We start from the raw sequence: 15498 nt of genomic DNA, 5'->3' as shown, positions 1-15498 counted from the left end.
ACCCGGTGCCGTAGAGGGCGCGGCACTTTGTATTCGGGTCGGAAGCACACACCTCGGTTGGGGCAACGTTGTGAAGAGACGATCAAGTCTGGTGGTGTTCTCTGCCATCACCACACTGCTGATCGCACCCGCCACGGCACGGGCGCAGAGCGAACCTCTCGCGCAGCCGGTCAAGGGTGCACACGGGCTGGACGCGAAAGCGTTGCAGCTCAAGGTTTCTCCCAGGCTGAACCAGAACGGCAAGGTCACCGCGTTCGTCGCGCTCGACCGCAAGCCGGCCGTCGACGCGTTCGACGAGAAGAAGAGCCAGGGCAAGGAAGTCGCGAAGCAGGCCGCCAAGCAGGCGAAGAGCGACGTGTCGGCGACGGTCGACCAGGTCGTCGGCCAGCTCAAGACCGCGGACACGGCCACCAAGGAGCTGTACCGCACGTCCAACGGCGTTCCCGGCGTCGTCGTGAACGCCGACGCGCAGAAGGTGCGTGAACTGGCCCAGCGCCAGGACGTTCTCGCCGTCTACCCGGTCGTGCCGAAGACGCGCCAGAACTCCAACGCCGTCCAGCTCACCAGGACGCTCAACGTCTGGCAGCAGTACGGCAAGCTCGGCGACGACGTGCGGGTCGGCATCATCGACACCGGTGTCGACTACACGCACGCGAACTTCGGCGGTCCCGGCACAGTCGCGGCGTTCAAGGCGGTCGACCCGCGCGCGAAGGACCCGAACTTCCCGACCGCGAAGGTCGTCGGCGGTTACGACTTCGTGGGTGAGGAGTACGACGGGGCGAGCACCGACCCGGCGGTCAACACGCCGAAGCCGGACCCGAACCCCATCGACTGCGACGGCCACGGCTCGCACGTCGCCGGCACCACCGCCGGTTTCGGTGAGAACGCCGACGGCAGCACGTTCAAGGGCGACTACACCAAGCTCACGCCGGAAGCCCTCAACGCGATGAAGATCGGCCCCGGCACCGCGCCGAAGGCCCTCATCTACGCGCTGAAGGTCTTCGGCTGCGAGGGCTCGACCAACGTCACCGGGCAGGCGCTCGACTGGGCGCTCGACCCCGACGGCGACGGCGACTTCTCCGACCACCTCGACGTGGTCAACCTGTCGCTCGGCTCCGACTACGGCGCACCGGACGACCCCGAGAGCCTCTTCGTCAAGAAGCTGTACAAGGTCGGCGTCATGCCGGTCTTCTCCGCGGGCAACGGTGGCGACCTCTACGACATCGGCGGCTCGCCGGGCAACACGCCCGAAGCGCTGACGGTGGCGTCGACGCGCGACTCGTTCGTGCTGCGTGACGGTGCCGAGGCCAACGGCCAGGTCAAGCCGGGTCAGTACAGCCAGAACTTCACCGGTTACATCGGCTACGACAAGACCCTGCCGGTCGTGAAGCTCACCCAGGCGGGCAACCTCGACGGCTGCCAGGCGATCACCGAGAACCTCGCGGGCAAGTTCGTGTGGCTGGAGTGGGACGACAACGACGCGACGCGCCGTTGTGGTTCGGGTGGCCGCACCAACAACGCGCAGGCCGCAGGTGCACAGGGCGTGGTGCTTTCGTCCACTTTGAACAACTTCAACGCGGGCATCGCGGGCAACGCGACCATCCCGGTGTTCCAGTTCACGGGCGACGCCACCAACCAGCTGCGTCCGGTGCTGAACGCGGGCACGCTGACCGTCCGCCTCGCGGGTGCCCTGCGCACCACGGTGCCGACCTACGACCAGTCCATTTCGGACACGCCGAGTTCGTTCACGAGCCGCGGCACGCGCAACGGCTCGATCAAGCCGGACGTCGCGGCGCCCGGTGACACGATCTCGTCGACGGCCGTCGGTTCCGGCAACGACCGTCTGGTGATCTCCGGTACGTCGATGGCGTCCCCGCACGTCGCCGGCATCGCCGCCCTGGTGCGCCAGACGCACCCGGACTGGTCGCTGGAAGAGGTCAAGGCCGCGATCATGAACACGTCCGGCGCGGACGTGAAGGAGAACGGCAAGACCTACGCTCCCAACCGCGTCGGCACCGGCCGCGTGGACGGCAAGGCCGCCATCGACAACCAGGTCCTGGCCTACGTCGAGGACGACCCCGGCTACGTCAGTGCGAACTTCGGCGTCGTCGAGGTCTCGAAGCCGGTCTCGAAGACCAAGACGATCAAGATCGTCAACAAGTCGACGAAGGCCGTGGAGTACAAGGTCGGCTACACCGCCGCCACGTCGATCCCCGGCGTGAGCTACGTGCTCTCGCAGGACAAGGTGAAGCTGAGCCCGCGCGGTGTCGCCCGCGTCAAGGTGACGCTGAAGATCGACGACCCGAAGGCGCTGCGCAAGACGGTCGACTCGACCGTCGAGCCGACGCAGCTCGACGTGCCGCGGCAGTTCCTCGCGGACGCGTCCGGTCGCGTGACCCTCACGCCGACCGCGGGTGCCACGGTGCCGCTGCGCCTGTCGGTGTACTCGGCGCCGAAGCCGGTGGCGGACATCAACACCGCCTCCACGCTGAAGTTCCGCGGCACCGACAAGCAGGCCGTGCTGAACCTGACCGGCCGCGGCGTCGACCAGGGCACGGGCTCGCAGGCCTACCGCTCGCTGATCAGCGTCCTCGAGCTGCAGGCCCAGTCGCCGAAGCTGCGCGACTGCCGTCGCAACGTCACCGAGAACTGCGCGCTCAACGAGACCGCCAAGGGCGGCGACCTGCGCTACGTCGGCGCGGCCTCCACGGCCCCGCTCGCGAAGGCCCAGGGCAAGCCCGCGGAGTCGCTGCTCGCGTTCGGTGTCGCGACGTGGGGCAACTGGTACAACCTCGGCAAGAACACGGTTCCGTTCGTCGACATCGACACCAACGGCGACGGCACCGCGGACTTCGAGACGTTCGCCACCCGCCTGACCGACACCGACGTGCTGGTCGCGTCCACGGTCGACCTCAAGACGGGTGAGACGGTCGACATCCAGGGCGTCAACGGCCTGTTCGGCGACGTCGACGCGAACACGGCCGACACCAACGTCGTGGTCCTGCCGGTGCTGCTCACGGCACTGGGCATCGACCCGGCGAAGGACTCGGCGCGGATCTCGTACGTCGTGGGCACCAGCGGCTTCTACGTGGCGCCGGGCAACGCGAACAAGCTGGTCGACGTCATCGACCGCAACCTGTCCTACGACCCGCTCAAGCCGGGTCTGTGGGCGCAGGGCGGCGGCGACGCGGCGCTCTCGTACGTCGCCAAGCCGGGCACCGCGCTCGTGGTGAACAAGGACGCGGCGGCGCTGAAGGCCGACAAGTCCGAGGGCCTGCTGGTCCTCAACCACCACAACGCCAACGGCGACCGCGCGTCGGTCGTCTACGTCTGCTCGACGGGCCGCTCGTCGGCCTCGTAGGTGGGGTTTGACTGCACGCGGGGACCTTTCGTTCGCATGGAGCGAACGAAAGCTCCCCGCGTGCACGTAGAAGGGGCCTGGGTTCCGCACGCGGAACCCAGGCCCCTTCTGGTGTGAGCAGGGCCGTCACCCCTTGACGCGACAGGCTTACTGCGGTCGAGTGACACCCGAAAGTGCGGAATGGGCCGTGTGGGTGTCCCGCAGTACGGGAGAAACCACCCCGAAGGGGTGTCCGGCATGCGGCGAGTGGCCGTGATGCCGGTAGCCTTTCGCGAAGGAAAGTAGTCCCACTAATTGGGGACGGACACCTGGGAGGTGTGTGGATGCGGCTCGCAGTGATCCCAGGAGACGGGATCGGGCCCGAGGTCATCGCTGAGGCCCTGAAGGTCCTCGGCGAGGTCGTTCCGGCGGCCGAGATCACTCGCTACGACCTCGGCGCGGCGCGCTGGCACGCCACGGGAGAGTTGTTGCCCGAGTCGGTGCTGGGAGAGCTTCGCCAGCACGACGCGATCCTGCTCGGCGCGGTGGGCGACCCGTCGGTGCCGAGCGGAATTCTGGAGCGAGGGCTGTTGCTGCGCCTGCGCTTCGAACTCGACCACCACGTGAACCTCCGCCCTGCTCGTCTCTACCCCGGCGTCCGCAGCCCGCTCGCGGACCCGCCGGAGATCGACATGGTGGTGGTCCGCGAGGGCACCGAGGGCCCGTACGCGGGCAACGGCGGACTGCTCCGCAAGGACACCCCGCACGAGATCGCCACCGAGGTCTCGCTCAACACGTCGTTCGGCGTGGAGCGCGTCGTCCGCGACGCCTTCGCCCGCGCGTCGAACCGCCAGCGCCGCCACCTGACGCTGGTGCACAAGACGAACGTCCTCACGCACGCCGGCTCGTTGTGGTCGCGCGTCGTCGAGGAGGTCTCGCTCCAGCACCCGGACGTGACCGTGGCGTACCAGCACGTCGACGCGGCCACGATCCACATGGTCACCGACCCCGGCCGCTACGACGTGATCGTGACGGACAACCTGTTCGGCGACATCCTGACCGACCTCGCTGCCGCCGTCACGGGTGGCATCGGCCTGGCCGCGTCGGGAAACCTGGACGTGACGCGCCGCAACCCGTCGATGTTCGAGCCGGTGCACGGCTCGGCACCCGACATCGCGGGCCAGGGCATCGCGGACCCGACGGCCGCCGTGCTGTCCGTGGCGCTGCTGCTCGACCACCTCGGCGAGCACGAGGCGTCGCGCCGGATCGAGGCCTCCGTGGCGTTCGACCTCGCGACCCGCGACCACCAGTCGCCGGGCGCGACCTACGCGATCGGCGACAGGCTCGCCGCTCTCGTGTCGTCGAACGTCCGCACGGGCTGAGCGTTCTCGGCTGTTCCGGCTCCCGGCACCTGCGTGGTGCCGGGAGCCGAGCCGTCTACGGGGACTGTTCGAGCCGCGTGGCGCGCACCTTCAACTCCTCCGCCGTCTCGTCCCAGTCGGGACCGAAACTGAGGAGGTCGGCCGCTGCCTCGCGCAGCAGCTCCGGGTCGTCGGGCCGCTGCAGGCAGGCGAGCCGGTACGCCAGATTGCGAGCCCACACCGGAAGAGCCGTCCAGTCGGCCGCCTGCACGTCCCGCAGGGCGGCCAGGATCTCGCCGGCGTCGGCGAACGTGAGCTTCTCGATGAAGTCACGGACGGCGAACGGGATCTCCGGGCCCTCGTCCACCGAGGTGATCAGATCCCTCGCCGCCGGGGTCAGTTCGCGCACGACCCCCACCTCACCACACCGCGTGCCTTTCAGAGCTGGCCGTGCGCCTCACGCCACGCGCGTTCCTTCTGGATCCACACGTTGTCCTGCGGGAACTCGTCGATCGTCGGCACCCTGCGGATCTCGGTCTTGAACCCGGCCGCCCTGATCGGGGCGCGCTTGGCCCACTCGACCGCCTCCTCCTTCGAGGAGACGTTGATGATGTAGAAGCCGTTGAACAGCTCCTTGGCCTCGCCGTACGGCCCGTCCGTGACGAGCGGCGGTTCGACGGAGTAGTCGACGACGACACCCTGCGCCGGGTCGTCGAGGCCCTCGGCGGCCAGCAGCACGCCCGCGCGGATCATCTCCTCGTTGAACTGGCCGGTGAGCTCCAGCATCTTGTCGAAGTCCACGTCGCCCAGGTTCGCCCAGGCCTCGTCGGTCGCGCGCCAGATCAGCATGAACTTCATGGTGTGTCTCCCGTGTCTGTGCGGGGCTCCTCAGCCCCTCGGCATCCACAGGTCGAACGGGCCCGGCGCCGGATCGACACGACCGCCGAACTTTTCCGAAGATCTTTTTTCCCGGTCCGCCCGACACGGACCGTGAGCCCTCGGTAACGTACCGCTCTGCCGATCTGGGGGGGATTGGTCGAACGGGAGAGGCATGCACAACGAGAACCAGGCGGTGGAGCACGCACGGCGTTACCGCAACGGTGAGGGGGAGCCGGAGGCCTTTCTGGAGGCGTTCCGGGCGAGCACGGTCTACCTGCAGCGGATCGATCCGCTGTCGTTGCCGGTCATCACCATCGAAGGACTGAGCTGGCTCGCCGCCTTCTCCAGTCTCGAGCTGTTGCGGCAACACCTGGAAGCCAGGGGCGAGAGCGTCGACGTCGGCTACCTGGCAGTCACCGGCGAGCGGCTGCTCGACCACTACCTCCGCGCGTTGCCGAGGCCGACCGGCGTCGTCTTCGACAACGGGACCGAGCACATGATGACCCTGCCTCCGGTGCGCGGCATCGTCGCCGACGACGTGGCGGTGGACGCGTGAACGGCTTCGGTGTCGACCTCGGCGCGATGGGGCAGGCGATCAAGGGCATCAACGACACCGTCGCCGCCCTGAAGGAGATCGCACCCGATGGCGGCCACCTCGCGTCCACCACGAGCACCTTCGGGATGCTCTGCCCCGGCCAGGACGAGTGCGGTGACGAGGTGCTCGCCGACGCGCTGGAGGAGTTCTTCGACCGGTGGCGCTGGGGCCTGCGCCACCTGGTGAAGGAGGGCACGGAGATGGTCTCCGCGCTCACCGACACCAAGACCGTGTACGAGCAGGCTGAGGACAAGGTCAAGGAGGCGTTCCAGCTGCTGCTCGGCAACCCGAACTCCCACGACGACCCGACCAAGCAGTCGTGGGAGGACCTGGCCAGGTCCGGCCTGAACCAGACCACGCCGGGCGCGCAGTGGGACAAGGCCACCAAGGGTGCCGCGGACGCGTGGGACTCGTCGGTCGAGGACGTCCTCGGCGAGGAGACCTCGTTCAAGAAGGCCGGTGACCGCTCGTGAGCTTCTTCGGCCGCAGCGAGCTCGGCGACACCGACGACCCCAAGGAGCTCGTTCCCGGCGACATCGCGACCCTCGAGGAGACCGCGAACGGGTTGCGCAAGCTCTCGACCGCCTGCCAGGAGGCGTACGCCGGGGTGTCCAAACTGGACGTCGGACACTGGATGGGGCAGGCGGCCGAGAAGTTCGGCGGCTACTTCGCCGCGGAGACGCCGAAGTGGCGCGACGCGGCGGAGGCGTTCGGTCCGGCGGTGGACGCGCTGACGACGTACAAGGGTGCGGTCGAGCGTGCTCAGCGCGAGGCCGCCGAGGCGATCCGCCTCTACAACGAGTCGAAGGCGGAGACGCGGGCGGCCGAGAAGGAGTACGACGCCGCGTCGGCGCGACACGAGAAGGCCTCGCTGGACGCGTTCGCGAAAGGTGATGCCGCACCGAATCCGCTCGCGCCGTTCAGCGATCCCGGCAAGGCCAAGCGGGAGCAGGCCGAACGGATCCTCGCCGACGCGCGGAACGCGTTGAAGGACGCTGCCGCGCAAGCCGCCTCGGTGATCAACAGGTCGAAGGACAAGGCGCCGGAGGAACCGGGCTTCCTCTCCAAGTTCGCGGCGACGGCCGAGGACACGTTCGAGAAGATGTCCGAGCAGGTGGAGAAGTTCGGCGACGGCCTGGGCAGGTCCGTGACCAGCCTGGTGACGCTGATCCGAGCCGGGAGCCCGCTGGACCCGTACAACGTGACGCATCCCGGTGAGTACGCGGCGAACATGATGAAGCAGGCCGCGGGCATGGTGCACATGGCCACGCACCCGGCGGAGGCCGTCAAGGGCATCCTCAACTTCGAGGAGTGGAAGAAGGACCCGTTCGGCGCGGCGGGCCAGCTGGTCGGTGACATCGCGATCGGTCTCGCGACGGACGGTGCCGGTCTGGCCGGCACGGCGGAGAAGGCCGTTGCCCGCGAGGCGGTGGAGGCAGCCGCGCGGGAGACGACCGAACAGGCCGCCACCCAGCTCGGCCGGCACGTCGACGACGGCAGGCCGCCGTGGCTGCGGGAGGACTACGAGCTCCCGTCGCACACGCCGGACTTCGACCCCCGTCACGGTGACGAACCGTTCGGTCCGCAGAAGACGGACCCGGACCAGCCGGACGCCCCGTCCGAGCACCGCGAGCCCGACCCGCCGGCGGAGGAACCGAAGCGAGAGCCGGACGAGCAACCCAGGATCAGGGAACCGGAACACCTGCCGGAGCCGGACAAGAGCCAGTACTTCTACCTCAAGGACCTGGTCGGCCGGATCGAGAGCGGATTGGGCGGCCTTCCTCCCGGCGAAGTGTTCGCGCAGCGGGAATTGATGAACAGCTACCGGCAGCAGATGCGCGACATCATGGGCAAGCACGCCTGACGCGAAGGCGACCACCGAGGAGTTCGTACCGATGCACCCCCAACAACCGCCGATGCGTCCGCAGCACCCGATGCGTCCGGCGCAGCGACAGGCGCCACCTCCCCCGCAGCCCGTGGAGGAGCTTCCCGAGTGGACGAAGGGCGGCGAGTTCCCGCCGGTGTCGCGGAACATCCCGCTTCACGGCAAAGATCCCGCGTCCGGCGAGGAACAGCTCTGGGTCGGCCGGGTCGTGTGGCAGGCCAGGACGGCGAAAGAGATCACGATGGCCGTCTACGGTCCGTTCGGCCGCAAGATGTCCACCGGTGAGTCCGTGTTCGACGCCCTGCTCAAGATCCGTGCCGAGCTGGAGGACGGGGAGCAGCACGATCCGCCGTGGAAGGTCCTGGTCAAGGGCTCGCGGCGGGACGTGTGGCACGTCGGCCACAAGGTGTCCGTCTTCCCCGGCGACCGGGCGGAGGTCCTCGTCCCCGGCGAGAAGGCGACCGAGTCCGTCGACGTGCTCGCGATGCTCGATCAGGACGACACACCGAAGTTCGGCCGCGTCGAGCACCAGATGGCGAACTGCATGGAGTACTTCCGTCGCCTCGAGCCGGAGTTCGGTGCGGGAGGTGTCCTCTGACGGTCAGGCCAGCCAGAGGACGAAGGAGACCAGCAGCAGCCAGTGCTGGCCGGCGACCGCCGCGGCACGCCACCCCGGTGCGGCCAGGCGCGCGATCCAGAGGCTGAACGGCACGAACAGCAGTCCCACCACGAAGTAGACGATCGGCAGCAGCCAGAGACCGTCGTAGCTGCGGGCCGCCGTGATGAAGAACGTACCCATCAGACCGACCAGGAACATGCCGAGGTAGAACGCCGCGTTGCGGTGCCAGAAGAACACCGGCAGCGGCGCCACCGCGATCGCCCAGCCGGTCAGCGCCTGCGGCAGCACCTGGCACGACACCGGCGTGCAGTAGGCCTGGCGCAGTGCGCCGGCGATCTGCTCCTGCAGGATGAAGCCGGCCAGGATGCCGAGGAGGAGCACGGCGAACGCGATGAGGGCGATGGTGTTGTCGTCCGCCTGAGACACCTTCGCCGTGCCGTACTCGTTCCGCAGTCGCTCACGCCGCTGCCGTCTTCGGTCGCCCAGGTCCACGTCTGTCAGACGCGTCTCCGCCCGATTTCGTGGAGTGGCTCGTGGGTTAGGGTGAGTTCGTCGTGCACGGGGGAAGTCCGGTCGAAGTCCGGCGCTGACCCGCAACGGTAGGTCCCCTCACCGGGGGCGAGCCCGAATACCCGCACACGGCTGAAGAGAACCTCCGACTCCTGCCGTGGACTGCGGGAAGGGACCAAGTGATCGGGAAGATCAGCGCGCTCGTCGGCGTGCTCGCCGTCAGCGTCGTCGCGGGCGTCTCGCTCGGACCTGTCTCCGTGCCGTTCGGCCTCACCCTGGAACTGCTGCACGCGGCCGTCACCGGCGGCACGATCCCGGCGGACCTCGCCGGGCAGTACCACATCGTCTGGGACATCCGGCTGCCCCGCGTGCTGCTCGCCGCGGTGGTCGGCGCCGGGCTGAGCGCGGTCGGCGTCGCGATCCAGGCGATGGTCCGCAACGCCCTCGCGGACCCGTACGTCCTCGGCATCTCGTCCGGTGCGAGTGTCGGTGCGACGGCGGTGGCGACGCTCGGTGTCCTCCAGGGGCTCGGTGTCTACGCGCTCTCGACCGGAGCGTTCCTGACCGGACTCGGTGCCACGGCGCTGGTCTACCTCACCGCGCGCACGGGCGGCGGGCTCACACCGTTGCGGCTCGTGCTGACTGGAACCGCGCTCGCGTACGGGTTCTCCGCCGTGGCGATGCTGCTGGTGTTCCAGGCACCGCACGGCGAAGCGGCCCGCAGCGCCATGTTCTGGTTGCTCGGCAGTCTCGGCGGAGCGAACTGGCAGTCGTTGCCCGTCGCCACGGTCGTGACCGCGGCCGGGATCGTCTACCTGATGTCCAAGGCGCGGCAGCTCAACGCGCTGGCGATGGGCGACGAGACCGCGACCACGCTCGGCGTGGCGGTCAACCGGTTCCGCACGCACCTGTTCGTCGTCACCGCGGGCATCACCGGCGTGCTGGTGGCCGTCAGCGGGGCCGTCGGGTTCGTCGGGCTGATGCTGCCGCACCTGACGCGCATGGTCGTCGGCGCCGACCACCGCAGGGTCCTGCCGCTCGCGCCTCTCGCCGGAGCGAGCTTCCTGGTGTGGGTGGACGTCGCCGCCAGGATGCTCGCGGCGCCGGAGGAGCTGCCGCTCGGCGTCATCACGGCCGCGATCGGTGTGCCGTGCTTCATCTTCCTCATGCGCCGCAGGGCCTACGTGTTCGGAGGACGCTGATGCGCGTCGAGGTCGACCAGGTCGCGATCCGCGGCATCGTCGAGGACATCACGCTGCACGCCGACAACGAGGTCGTCGGCATCGTCGGCCCGAACGGCAGCGGCAAGTCGACCACGTTGCGCTGCGTCTACCGCGCGCTCAAGCCGGACGCGGGCGCCGTGCTGATCGACGGCGAGAACGTCCACAAGCGACACGACCTCGCCCGCGACCTCGCCGCGCTCACGCAGGAGTCGCAGGTCGAGTTCGACTTCACGGTCAGCGAGGTCGTGGAGATGGGCAGGCTGCCGCACGACCGCGATCCCGCCCGCGACCGTCGGGTGGTGGCGGACGCACTGGCCACAGTGGACGTCGAGCACCTCGCGGAGCGCAGCTTCCTCAGCCTGTCCGGCGGCGAGCGCCAGCGCGTGCTCATCGCCAGGGCGATCGCCCAGGAGCCGAAGGTCCTCGTGCTGGACGAGCCGACGAACCACCTCGACATCCGCCACCAGCTCGACGTGCTGTCCCTCGCCCGCGGCCTGGGCGTCACGGTGCTGACCGTCCTGCACGACCTGAACCTGGCCGCGTCATTCTGCGACCGGCTGCACGTCCTCGACGAGGGGCGTCTCGTGGCGGGCGGCACCCCGGAGGAAGTCCTGGTGCCCGAGCTGATCGCCAAGGTCTTCCACGTCACCGCACACGTCGTCACGCACCCCACCACAGGAGTTCCACAGCTCCTGTTCGACCAGGAGGTCACCCCTTGAGAACCGCACTCGTCACAGCCGCCCTGCTGCTCGTCTCCGGCTGTGGCGCCACGGTCGCGCAGGACGCCTCGAAGACCGACCCGGTCACCGTCACGAACTGCGGCCAGCAGGTCACGTTCGACCACGTTCCGTCCAAAGTGGTCACGAACGACACCGGCATCACCGAGCTGATGTTCGCGCTGGGCCTCTCCGACCGCATGGCCGGGTACGTCGTGAACGGCGACAACACCGCCGACCTCCGGACCTCGCCGTGGAAGACCGACTTCGGCAGCACCCGCAAGCTCGCCGACAAGATCTCCAAGGAGGTCGTGCAGGGCGCCAACGCCGACCTCGTGTTCGCCGGCTGGAACTACGGTTTCAGCGAGAGCACCGGTTTCACGCCGGACGCGTTGAAGCAGCTCGGAATCGGCACGTACCAGCTCACCGAGGCGTGCCGCAACGGCGTCGGCAAGCAGCGCGGCATCATGCCCGCCCTGGACGCGTTGTACACGGATCTCCGCAATCTCGGGAAGATCTTCCGCGTCGAGGCGAAGGCGGAGGAGCTCATCAAGGGCTACCAGCAGCAGATCGACAACGCGGCCAAGCTCATGGAGGGCAAGCCGCGCCCGAAGGTGTTCCTCTACGACAGCGGTCAGGACCAGCCCTTCACGTCCGGGAAGAACGCGGCCCCGCAGGACGTGATCGGCAAGGCCGGTGGCGACAACGTCTTCGGCGACCTCAACGACAGCTGGACCACGGTCAACTGGGAGGCCGTCGTGCAGCGCGACCCCGACGTGGTGCTGATCGTCGACTACGCGGACGGCGACTTCAACACACCTGAGCAGAAGCAGAAGTTCCTGGAGGGCTTCGCGCCGCTCGCGAACTCCCCGGCGATCAGGAACAAGCGCTTCTACGCCCTGCCGTACGCCGCGCTGGTCGAGTCGCCGCGCAACCCGGCGTCGATCGAGGCCTTCGCGAAGTACCTGGCTTCCGCGTGACCTCGGCACCCTGTCCACGGTCCTGGCCATCGGCGAGTCCGCACACCACGGCGGCGACGCCCGGCGTCCGACCAGTACTGCCAGGCGTGCGGCAGTACTCAGCGTAACCACATAGTGGGAGATTTCCTCCCGGCGCTTGGTACGTCGTGCTGAGCTGTGGCAGCATCCGCTACATGGCTCAGCACCTCGCCATCATTATCGACGAGCGCGTCGGGTAGTTGCCGCCCCTGGCACCCGACGCGCAGACCTCTCGCATCCCGCGGGGGGTCTTTTTGTTTGTCCGGATGAGGAGATGACCCGCGATGGCCGGCCCTACCGACGAGTTCCACGTCTACGACACGACGTTGCGCGACGGCGCACAACGTGAGGGCATTTCGTACTCTGTCACGGACAAGCTCGCGGTCGCGCGGCTGCTGGACGGGCTCGGCGTCGGGTTCATCGAGGGCGGCTGGCCCGGCGCGTTGCCCAAGGACACGGAGTTCTTCGCCCGTGCCGCGTCCGGTGACCTGGAGCTCAAGCACGCCAAGCTGGTCGCGTTCGGAGCGACCCGCAAGGCGGGGGTGAAGGTCGAGGAAGACCAGCAGGTCAAGGCACTCCTCGACTCCCAGGCGCCGGTCGTCACGCTCGTCGCGAAGTCGGACCTGCGCCACATCGAACGCGCGTTGCGCACGGACACCGACGAGAACCTCAGGATGGTGCGCGACACCGTCCGGTTCCTCAAAGATCACGGCAGGCGCGTCTTCCTCGACGCCGAGCACTTCTTCGACGGGTACGCGTTCTCCCCGGACACCAGCCTGCGCGTGCTGGAGTCCGCTGTGGAGGGTGGCGCGGACGTCGTCGTGCTGTGCGACACGAACGGCGGTCAGCTGCCGTTGGGTCTCGCTGAGACGGTCGCGGAAGTCGTCAAGAAGACCGGCTTCCGAGTAGGCATCCACTGCCAGGACGACACGTCCTGCGCGGTGGCGAACACCATCGCGGCCGTTCAGGCGGGCGCGACGCACGTTCAGTGCACCGCCAACGGATACGGCGAGCGAGCAGGCAACGCCGACCTGTTCGCCGTCGTGGGAAACCTCGTGACCAAGCTCGGCCTGGACGTGCTCCCGACCGAGGCACTGGCCGAGCTCACCCGTGTCTCCCATGCGTTGGCCGAGATCGCGAACATCGCACCCGACACCCACCAGGCCTACGTCGGGTCGTCAGCATTCGCTCACAAGGCGGGTCTGCACGCGAGCGCGATCAAGGTGGATCCGGAGCTGTACAACCACATCGATCCGGACATCGTCGGCAACGACATGCGGGTGCTGGTCACCGAGATGGCCGGCCGGGCGAGCATCGAACTCAAGGGACGTGAGTTCGGGCTCGACCTGGCCGGCCGGTCAACCGAGGTCGGCAGCGCGCTCAAGCGCGTCAAGGAACTCGAGGCGAAGGGCTGGTCGTTCGAGGCCGCCGACGCCTCCATGGAACTGCTGCTGCGCTCGGAGCTGTCCCAACTGGACACTCCTCCGTTCACACTGGAGTCCTACCGGGTCGTGCTCGACCACCGCTCCGACGGCGAGATCGTGTCCGAGGCCACGGTGAAGGTGCACGTGGCGGGGGAGCGGGTCATCGCGACCGCCGAGGGCAACGGTCCCGTGCACGCGCTGGACGCGGCCCTGCGCAAGGCGTTGCTGCCGCACCTGTCGTGGTTGGACGCGGTGGAACTGGCCGACTACAAGGTGCGCATCCTCACCGAGCACCCCGGCACGGACGCCGTGACGCGCGTGCTCGTCGAGTCGACGGACGGTGAGCGCGAGTGGACGACCGTGGGTGTGCACGGGAACATCGTCGAGGCGTCGTGGCTGGCGCTGTGTGATGCGCTCGTGCACAAGTCGATGCGGAGTTCCAAGCCCGTCTAAAGTTGGGACGTGCGTATCGCCCGGATTGCTCACCCTCAAGGCGTGGCTTTCGTCGCCGTTCACGGCGACGAGGCCGCGGAAATCGCCGAACACCCCTTCGGCACGCCCACGTTCACCGGCCGCAAGTGGCCGCTGGCCGACGTCAGGCTGCTGGCGCCGATCCTGCCGACCAAGATCATCGGCATTGGCCGCAACTACGCCGACCACGCCGCCGAGCTCGGCAACGAGGTGCCGGCCGAGCCGTTGGTGTTCCTCAAGCCCAACACGTCGGTCATCGGCCCGAACGTCGAGATCAAGATTCCGGCCGCGTCCGAGCGCGTGGACTTCGAGGGCGAGCTGGCCGTCATCATCGGCCAGCCGTGCCGCGAGGTCTCGAAGGCCAAGGCGATGGGCGTCGTGATGGGGTACACCATCGCCAACGATGTCACCGCGCGCGACCTGCAGAAGAAGGACGTGCAGTTCACGCGTGCCAAGGGTTTTGACACGTTCTGCCCGATGGGTCCCTTTATCGAGACGGAGTTCGACCCGTCGGACGTCCGCGTCGTCACCGAGGTCGACGGGGAGGTCAAGCAGGACGGGCGTACTTCGTTGATGGTGCACGACATTCCGTCGCTCATCGAGTACGTGTCCGGCATCATGACGCTGCTCCCCGGTGACGTCATCCTGACCGGCACCCCGGCAGGCGTCGGCCCGATGACGGCCGGACAGACCGTTTCGGTGACTGTGGACGGCCTTGGCACGCTCACCAATCCGGTCGCAAATAGGTAGCCGTACGGAGCAATCCGGCGTTCGGCAGGTTACGCACTCGGGTACCCGCGAGTAACTTCCCGGTGTCATGACGGACCTGGCGTCCACCCGTGTGCTGCTGGTCGACGGTTCGCAGCTCCTCACCGAGGGACTGCGGATCTCGCTGCACCGCACGCACTGCTTCCGCGTTGTGGGCATCGCCCACACCGTGGCCGATGCCGCGCGCAGTCTGCGCAGCACACCGGTGGACCTGGTCGTCACGGACTTCGACGTGCCGGGCGCCGGTCCGCTGCGCACCGTGCGCGACACGGCGCAGTACCGGCCGAGCGCCCGCGTCGTCGTCCTGTCCAATGCGGACAGTCCGAGCTGGGCCCGCGCGGCGCTCGACGCCGGCGCGGTGGCCTACCTGCTCAAGACCTCACCCGTGGCCGAGCTGCTGCCGCTGATCGCGGCCGCCGTGCGCGGTGCTCCCGCCACGATCGACGCACGGGTGGGGTCGCTGGCGCGTCTCCCGGCGCGGATGCCTCCACCCGCCTCACTCGCCCAGCTGTCGGCGCGCGAGTTCGACGTGCTGGCCGAGATGGCGAAGGGCATGGACAACGCGCGCATCGCCCAGCGGCTCTTCATCAGCAACGACACCGTGAAGACCCACGTGAAGGCGATCCTGCGCAAGCTGGGCGCACGGGATCGCGCCCACGCCGTGGCGATGGTGCTCGGCGAGTCGTCCGAGGCCTTCGTCACGACCTAG

The 15498-nt window shown here is 68.5% G+C and carries 15 protein-coding genes and 1 riboswitch; of the genes, 12 read left to right on the top strand and 3 right to left on the bottom strand.

Features of this window, described 5'->3' with window-relative positions:
* The first annotated feature begins 88 nt into the window (after window positions 1-88).
* Together AOM45_RS25020 and AOM45_RS25015 are read left to right on the top strand one after the other, a co-directional pair.
* Complete coding sequence (locus AOM45_RS25020) at window positions 89-3361, top strand: S8 family serine peptidase (RefSeq protein WP_081902170.1); 3273 nt, start codon at window positions 89-91, stop codon at window positions 3359-3361.
* A gap of 323 nt (window positions 3362-3684) precedes the next feature.
* Entirely contained in the window at window positions 3685-4722 is a 1038-nt protein-coding gene (locus AOM45_RS25015; protein WP_030467904.1) for a 3-isopropylmalate dehydrogenase, read from the top strand.
* Between the two features lie 55 nt (window positions 4723-4777).
* On the opposite strand, the gene AOM45_RS25010 is transcribed toward AOM45_RS25015, so the two are convergent.
* Together AOM45_RS25010 and AOM45_RS25005 are read right to left on the bottom strand one after the other, a co-directional pair.
* Window positions 4778-5110 (bottom strand): hypothetical protein, encoded by a 333-nt coding sequence (locus AOM45_RS25010; RefSeq protein WP_063757040.1) that lies wholly within the window; start codon window positions 5108-5110, stop codon window positions 4778-4780.
* 29 nt (window positions 5111-5139) lie between these two features.
* Window positions 5140-5559 carry a YciI family protein gene (locus AOM45_RS25005; protein WP_030467906.1) on the bottom strand — a complete coding sequence of 140 codons (420 nt, stop codon included), beginning with the start codon at window positions 5557-5559 and terminating at the stop codon, window positions 5140-5142.
* A gap of 193 nt (window positions 5560-5752) precedes the next feature.
* On the opposite strand from AOM45_RS25005, the gene AOM45_RS25000 reads away from it, so the two are divergent.
* From AOM45_RS25000 to AOM45_RS24985, 4 genes are read left to right on the top strand one after another with little or no spacing between them, the layout of a single operon-like run.
* Window positions 5753-6136: an SseB family protein gene (locus tag AOM45_RS25000; RefSeq protein ID WP_051783463.1), complete on the top strand. Its 384-nt coding sequence runs from the start codon at window positions 5753-5755 to the stop codon at window positions 6134-6136.
* Window positions 6133-6648 (top strand): hypothetical protein, encoded by a 516-nt coding sequence (locus tag AOM45_RS24995; RefSeq protein WP_030467908.1) that lies wholly within the window; start codon window positions 6133-6135, stop codon window positions 6646-6648. Before AOM45_RS25000 ends, AOM45_RS24995 begins: the two co-directional genes overlap by 4 nt.
* Window positions 6645-8039, top strand: coding sequence for a putative T7SS-secreted protein (locus AOM45_RS24990; RefSeq protein ID WP_030467909.1), 1395 nt, complete (start codon window positions 6645-6647; stop codon window positions 8037-8039). Before AOM45_RS24995 ends, AOM45_RS24990 begins: the two co-directional genes overlap by 4 nt.
* 31 nt (window positions 8040-8070) lie before the next feature.
* On the top strand, window positions 8071-8658 hold the full coding sequence (locus tag AOM45_RS24985; protein ID WP_156093847.1) for a hypothetical protein: 588 nt from the start codon (window positions 8071-8073) through the stop codon (window positions 8656-8658).
* Between the two features lie 3 nt (window positions 8659-8661).
* Here AOM45_RS24985 and AOM45_RS24980 read toward each other — a convergent pair whose 3' ends face one another.
* Complete coding sequence (locus tag AOM45_RS24980; protein ID WP_030467911.1) at window positions 8662-9171, bottom strand: hypothetical protein; 510 nt, start codon at window positions 9169-9171, stop codon at window positions 8662-8664.
* Window positions 9172-9197: 26 nt separating this feature from the next.
* A riboswitch (cobalamin riboswitch) is annotated at window positions 9198-9333 on the top strand.
* Between the two features lie 35 nt (window positions 9334-9368).
* Here AOM45_RS24980 and AOM45_RS24975 point away from each other — a divergent pair.
* From AOM45_RS24975 to AOM45_RS24950, 6 genes are all read left to right on the top strand, one after another.
* Complete coding sequence (locus tag AOM45_RS24975) at window positions 9369-10391, top strand: FecCD family ABC transporter permease (RefSeq protein ID WP_030467912.1); 1023 nt, start codon at window positions 9369-9371, stop codon at window positions 10389-10391.
* Window positions 10391-11131 carry an ABC transporter ATP-binding protein gene (locus AOM45_RS24970; RefSeq protein ID WP_030467913.1) on the top strand — a complete coding sequence of 247 codons (741 nt, stop codon included), beginning with the start codon at window positions 10391-10393 and terminating at the stop codon, window positions 11129-11131. Before AOM45_RS24975 ends, AOM45_RS24970 begins: the two co-directional genes overlap by 1 nt.
* A complete protein-coding gene (locus tag AOM45_RS24965) occupies window positions 11128-12108 on the top strand; it encodes an ABC transporter substrate-binding protein (protein ID WP_030467914.1) in 981 nt (326 codons plus the stop codon). The genes AOM45_RS24970 and AOM45_RS24965 overlap by 4 nt, the downstream gene beginning before the upstream one ends.
* A 302-nt stretch (window positions 12109-12410) precedes the next feature.
* Window positions 12411-14003: a citramalate synthase gene (gene cimA, locus AOM45_RS24960; RefSeq protein ID WP_030467915.1), complete on the top strand. Its 1593-nt coding sequence runs from the start codon at window positions 12411-12413 to the stop codon at window positions 14001-14003.
* 9 nt (window positions 14004-14012) lie between these two features.
* Window positions 14013-14771, top strand: coding sequence for a fumarylacetoacetate hydrolase family protein (locus AOM45_RS24955; protein WP_030467916.1), 759 nt, complete (start codon window positions 14013-14015; stop codon window positions 14769-14771).
* A 67-nt stretch (window positions 14772-14838) separates the two neighbouring features.
* Window positions 14839-15498 carry a response regulator transcription factor gene (locus AOM45_RS24950; protein ID WP_051783465.1) on the top strand — a complete coding sequence of 220 codons (660 nt, stop codon included), beginning with the start codon at window positions 14839-14841 and terminating at the stop codon, window positions 15496-15498.

This window comes from Lentzea aerocolonigenes (assembly GCF_000974445.1).
In the GTDB taxonomy this organism is placed as follows: Bacteria; Actinomycetota; Actinomycetes; order Mycobacteriales; family Pseudonocardiaceae; genus Lentzea; species Lentzea aerocolonigenes.
The sequence above is the reverse complement of the archived record's forward strand: the minus strand, read 5'-3'. Positions and strand labels throughout refer to the sequence as shown.

What these genes read in the sequence shown, in the direction of transcription:
- AOM45_RS25015 (WP_030467904.1), top strand. Translation starts at nt 3,685, where the DNA reads ATGCGGCTCGCAGTGATCCCAGGAGACGGGATCGGGCCCGAGGTCATC.
- AOM45_RS25005 (WP_030467906.1), bottom strand. Translation starts at nt 5,559, where the DNA reads ATGAAGTTCATGCTGATCTGGCGCGCGACCGACGAGGCCTGGGCGAAC.
- AOM45_RS25000 (WP_051783463.1), top strand. Translation starts at nt 5,753, where the DNA reads ATGCACAACGAGAACCAGGCGGTGGAGCACGCACGGCGTTACCGCAAC.
- AOM45_RS24985 (WP_156093847.1), top strand. Translation starts at nt 8,071, where the DNA reads ATGCACCCCCAACAACCGCCGATGCGTCCGCAGCACCCGATGCGTCCG.
- AOM45_RS24970 (WP_030467913.1), top strand. Translation starts at nt 10,391, where the DNA reads ATGCGCGTCGAGGTCGACCAGGTCGCGATCCGCGGCATCGTCGAGGAC.
- cimA (WP_030467915.1), top strand. Translation starts at nt 12,411, where the DNA reads ATGGCCGGCCCTACCGACGAGTTCCACGTCTACGACACGACGTTGCGC.
- AOM45_RS24950 (WP_051783465.1), top strand. Translation starts at nt 14,839, where the DNA reads ATGACGGACCTGGCGTCCACCCGTGTGCTGCTGGTCGACGGTTCGCAG.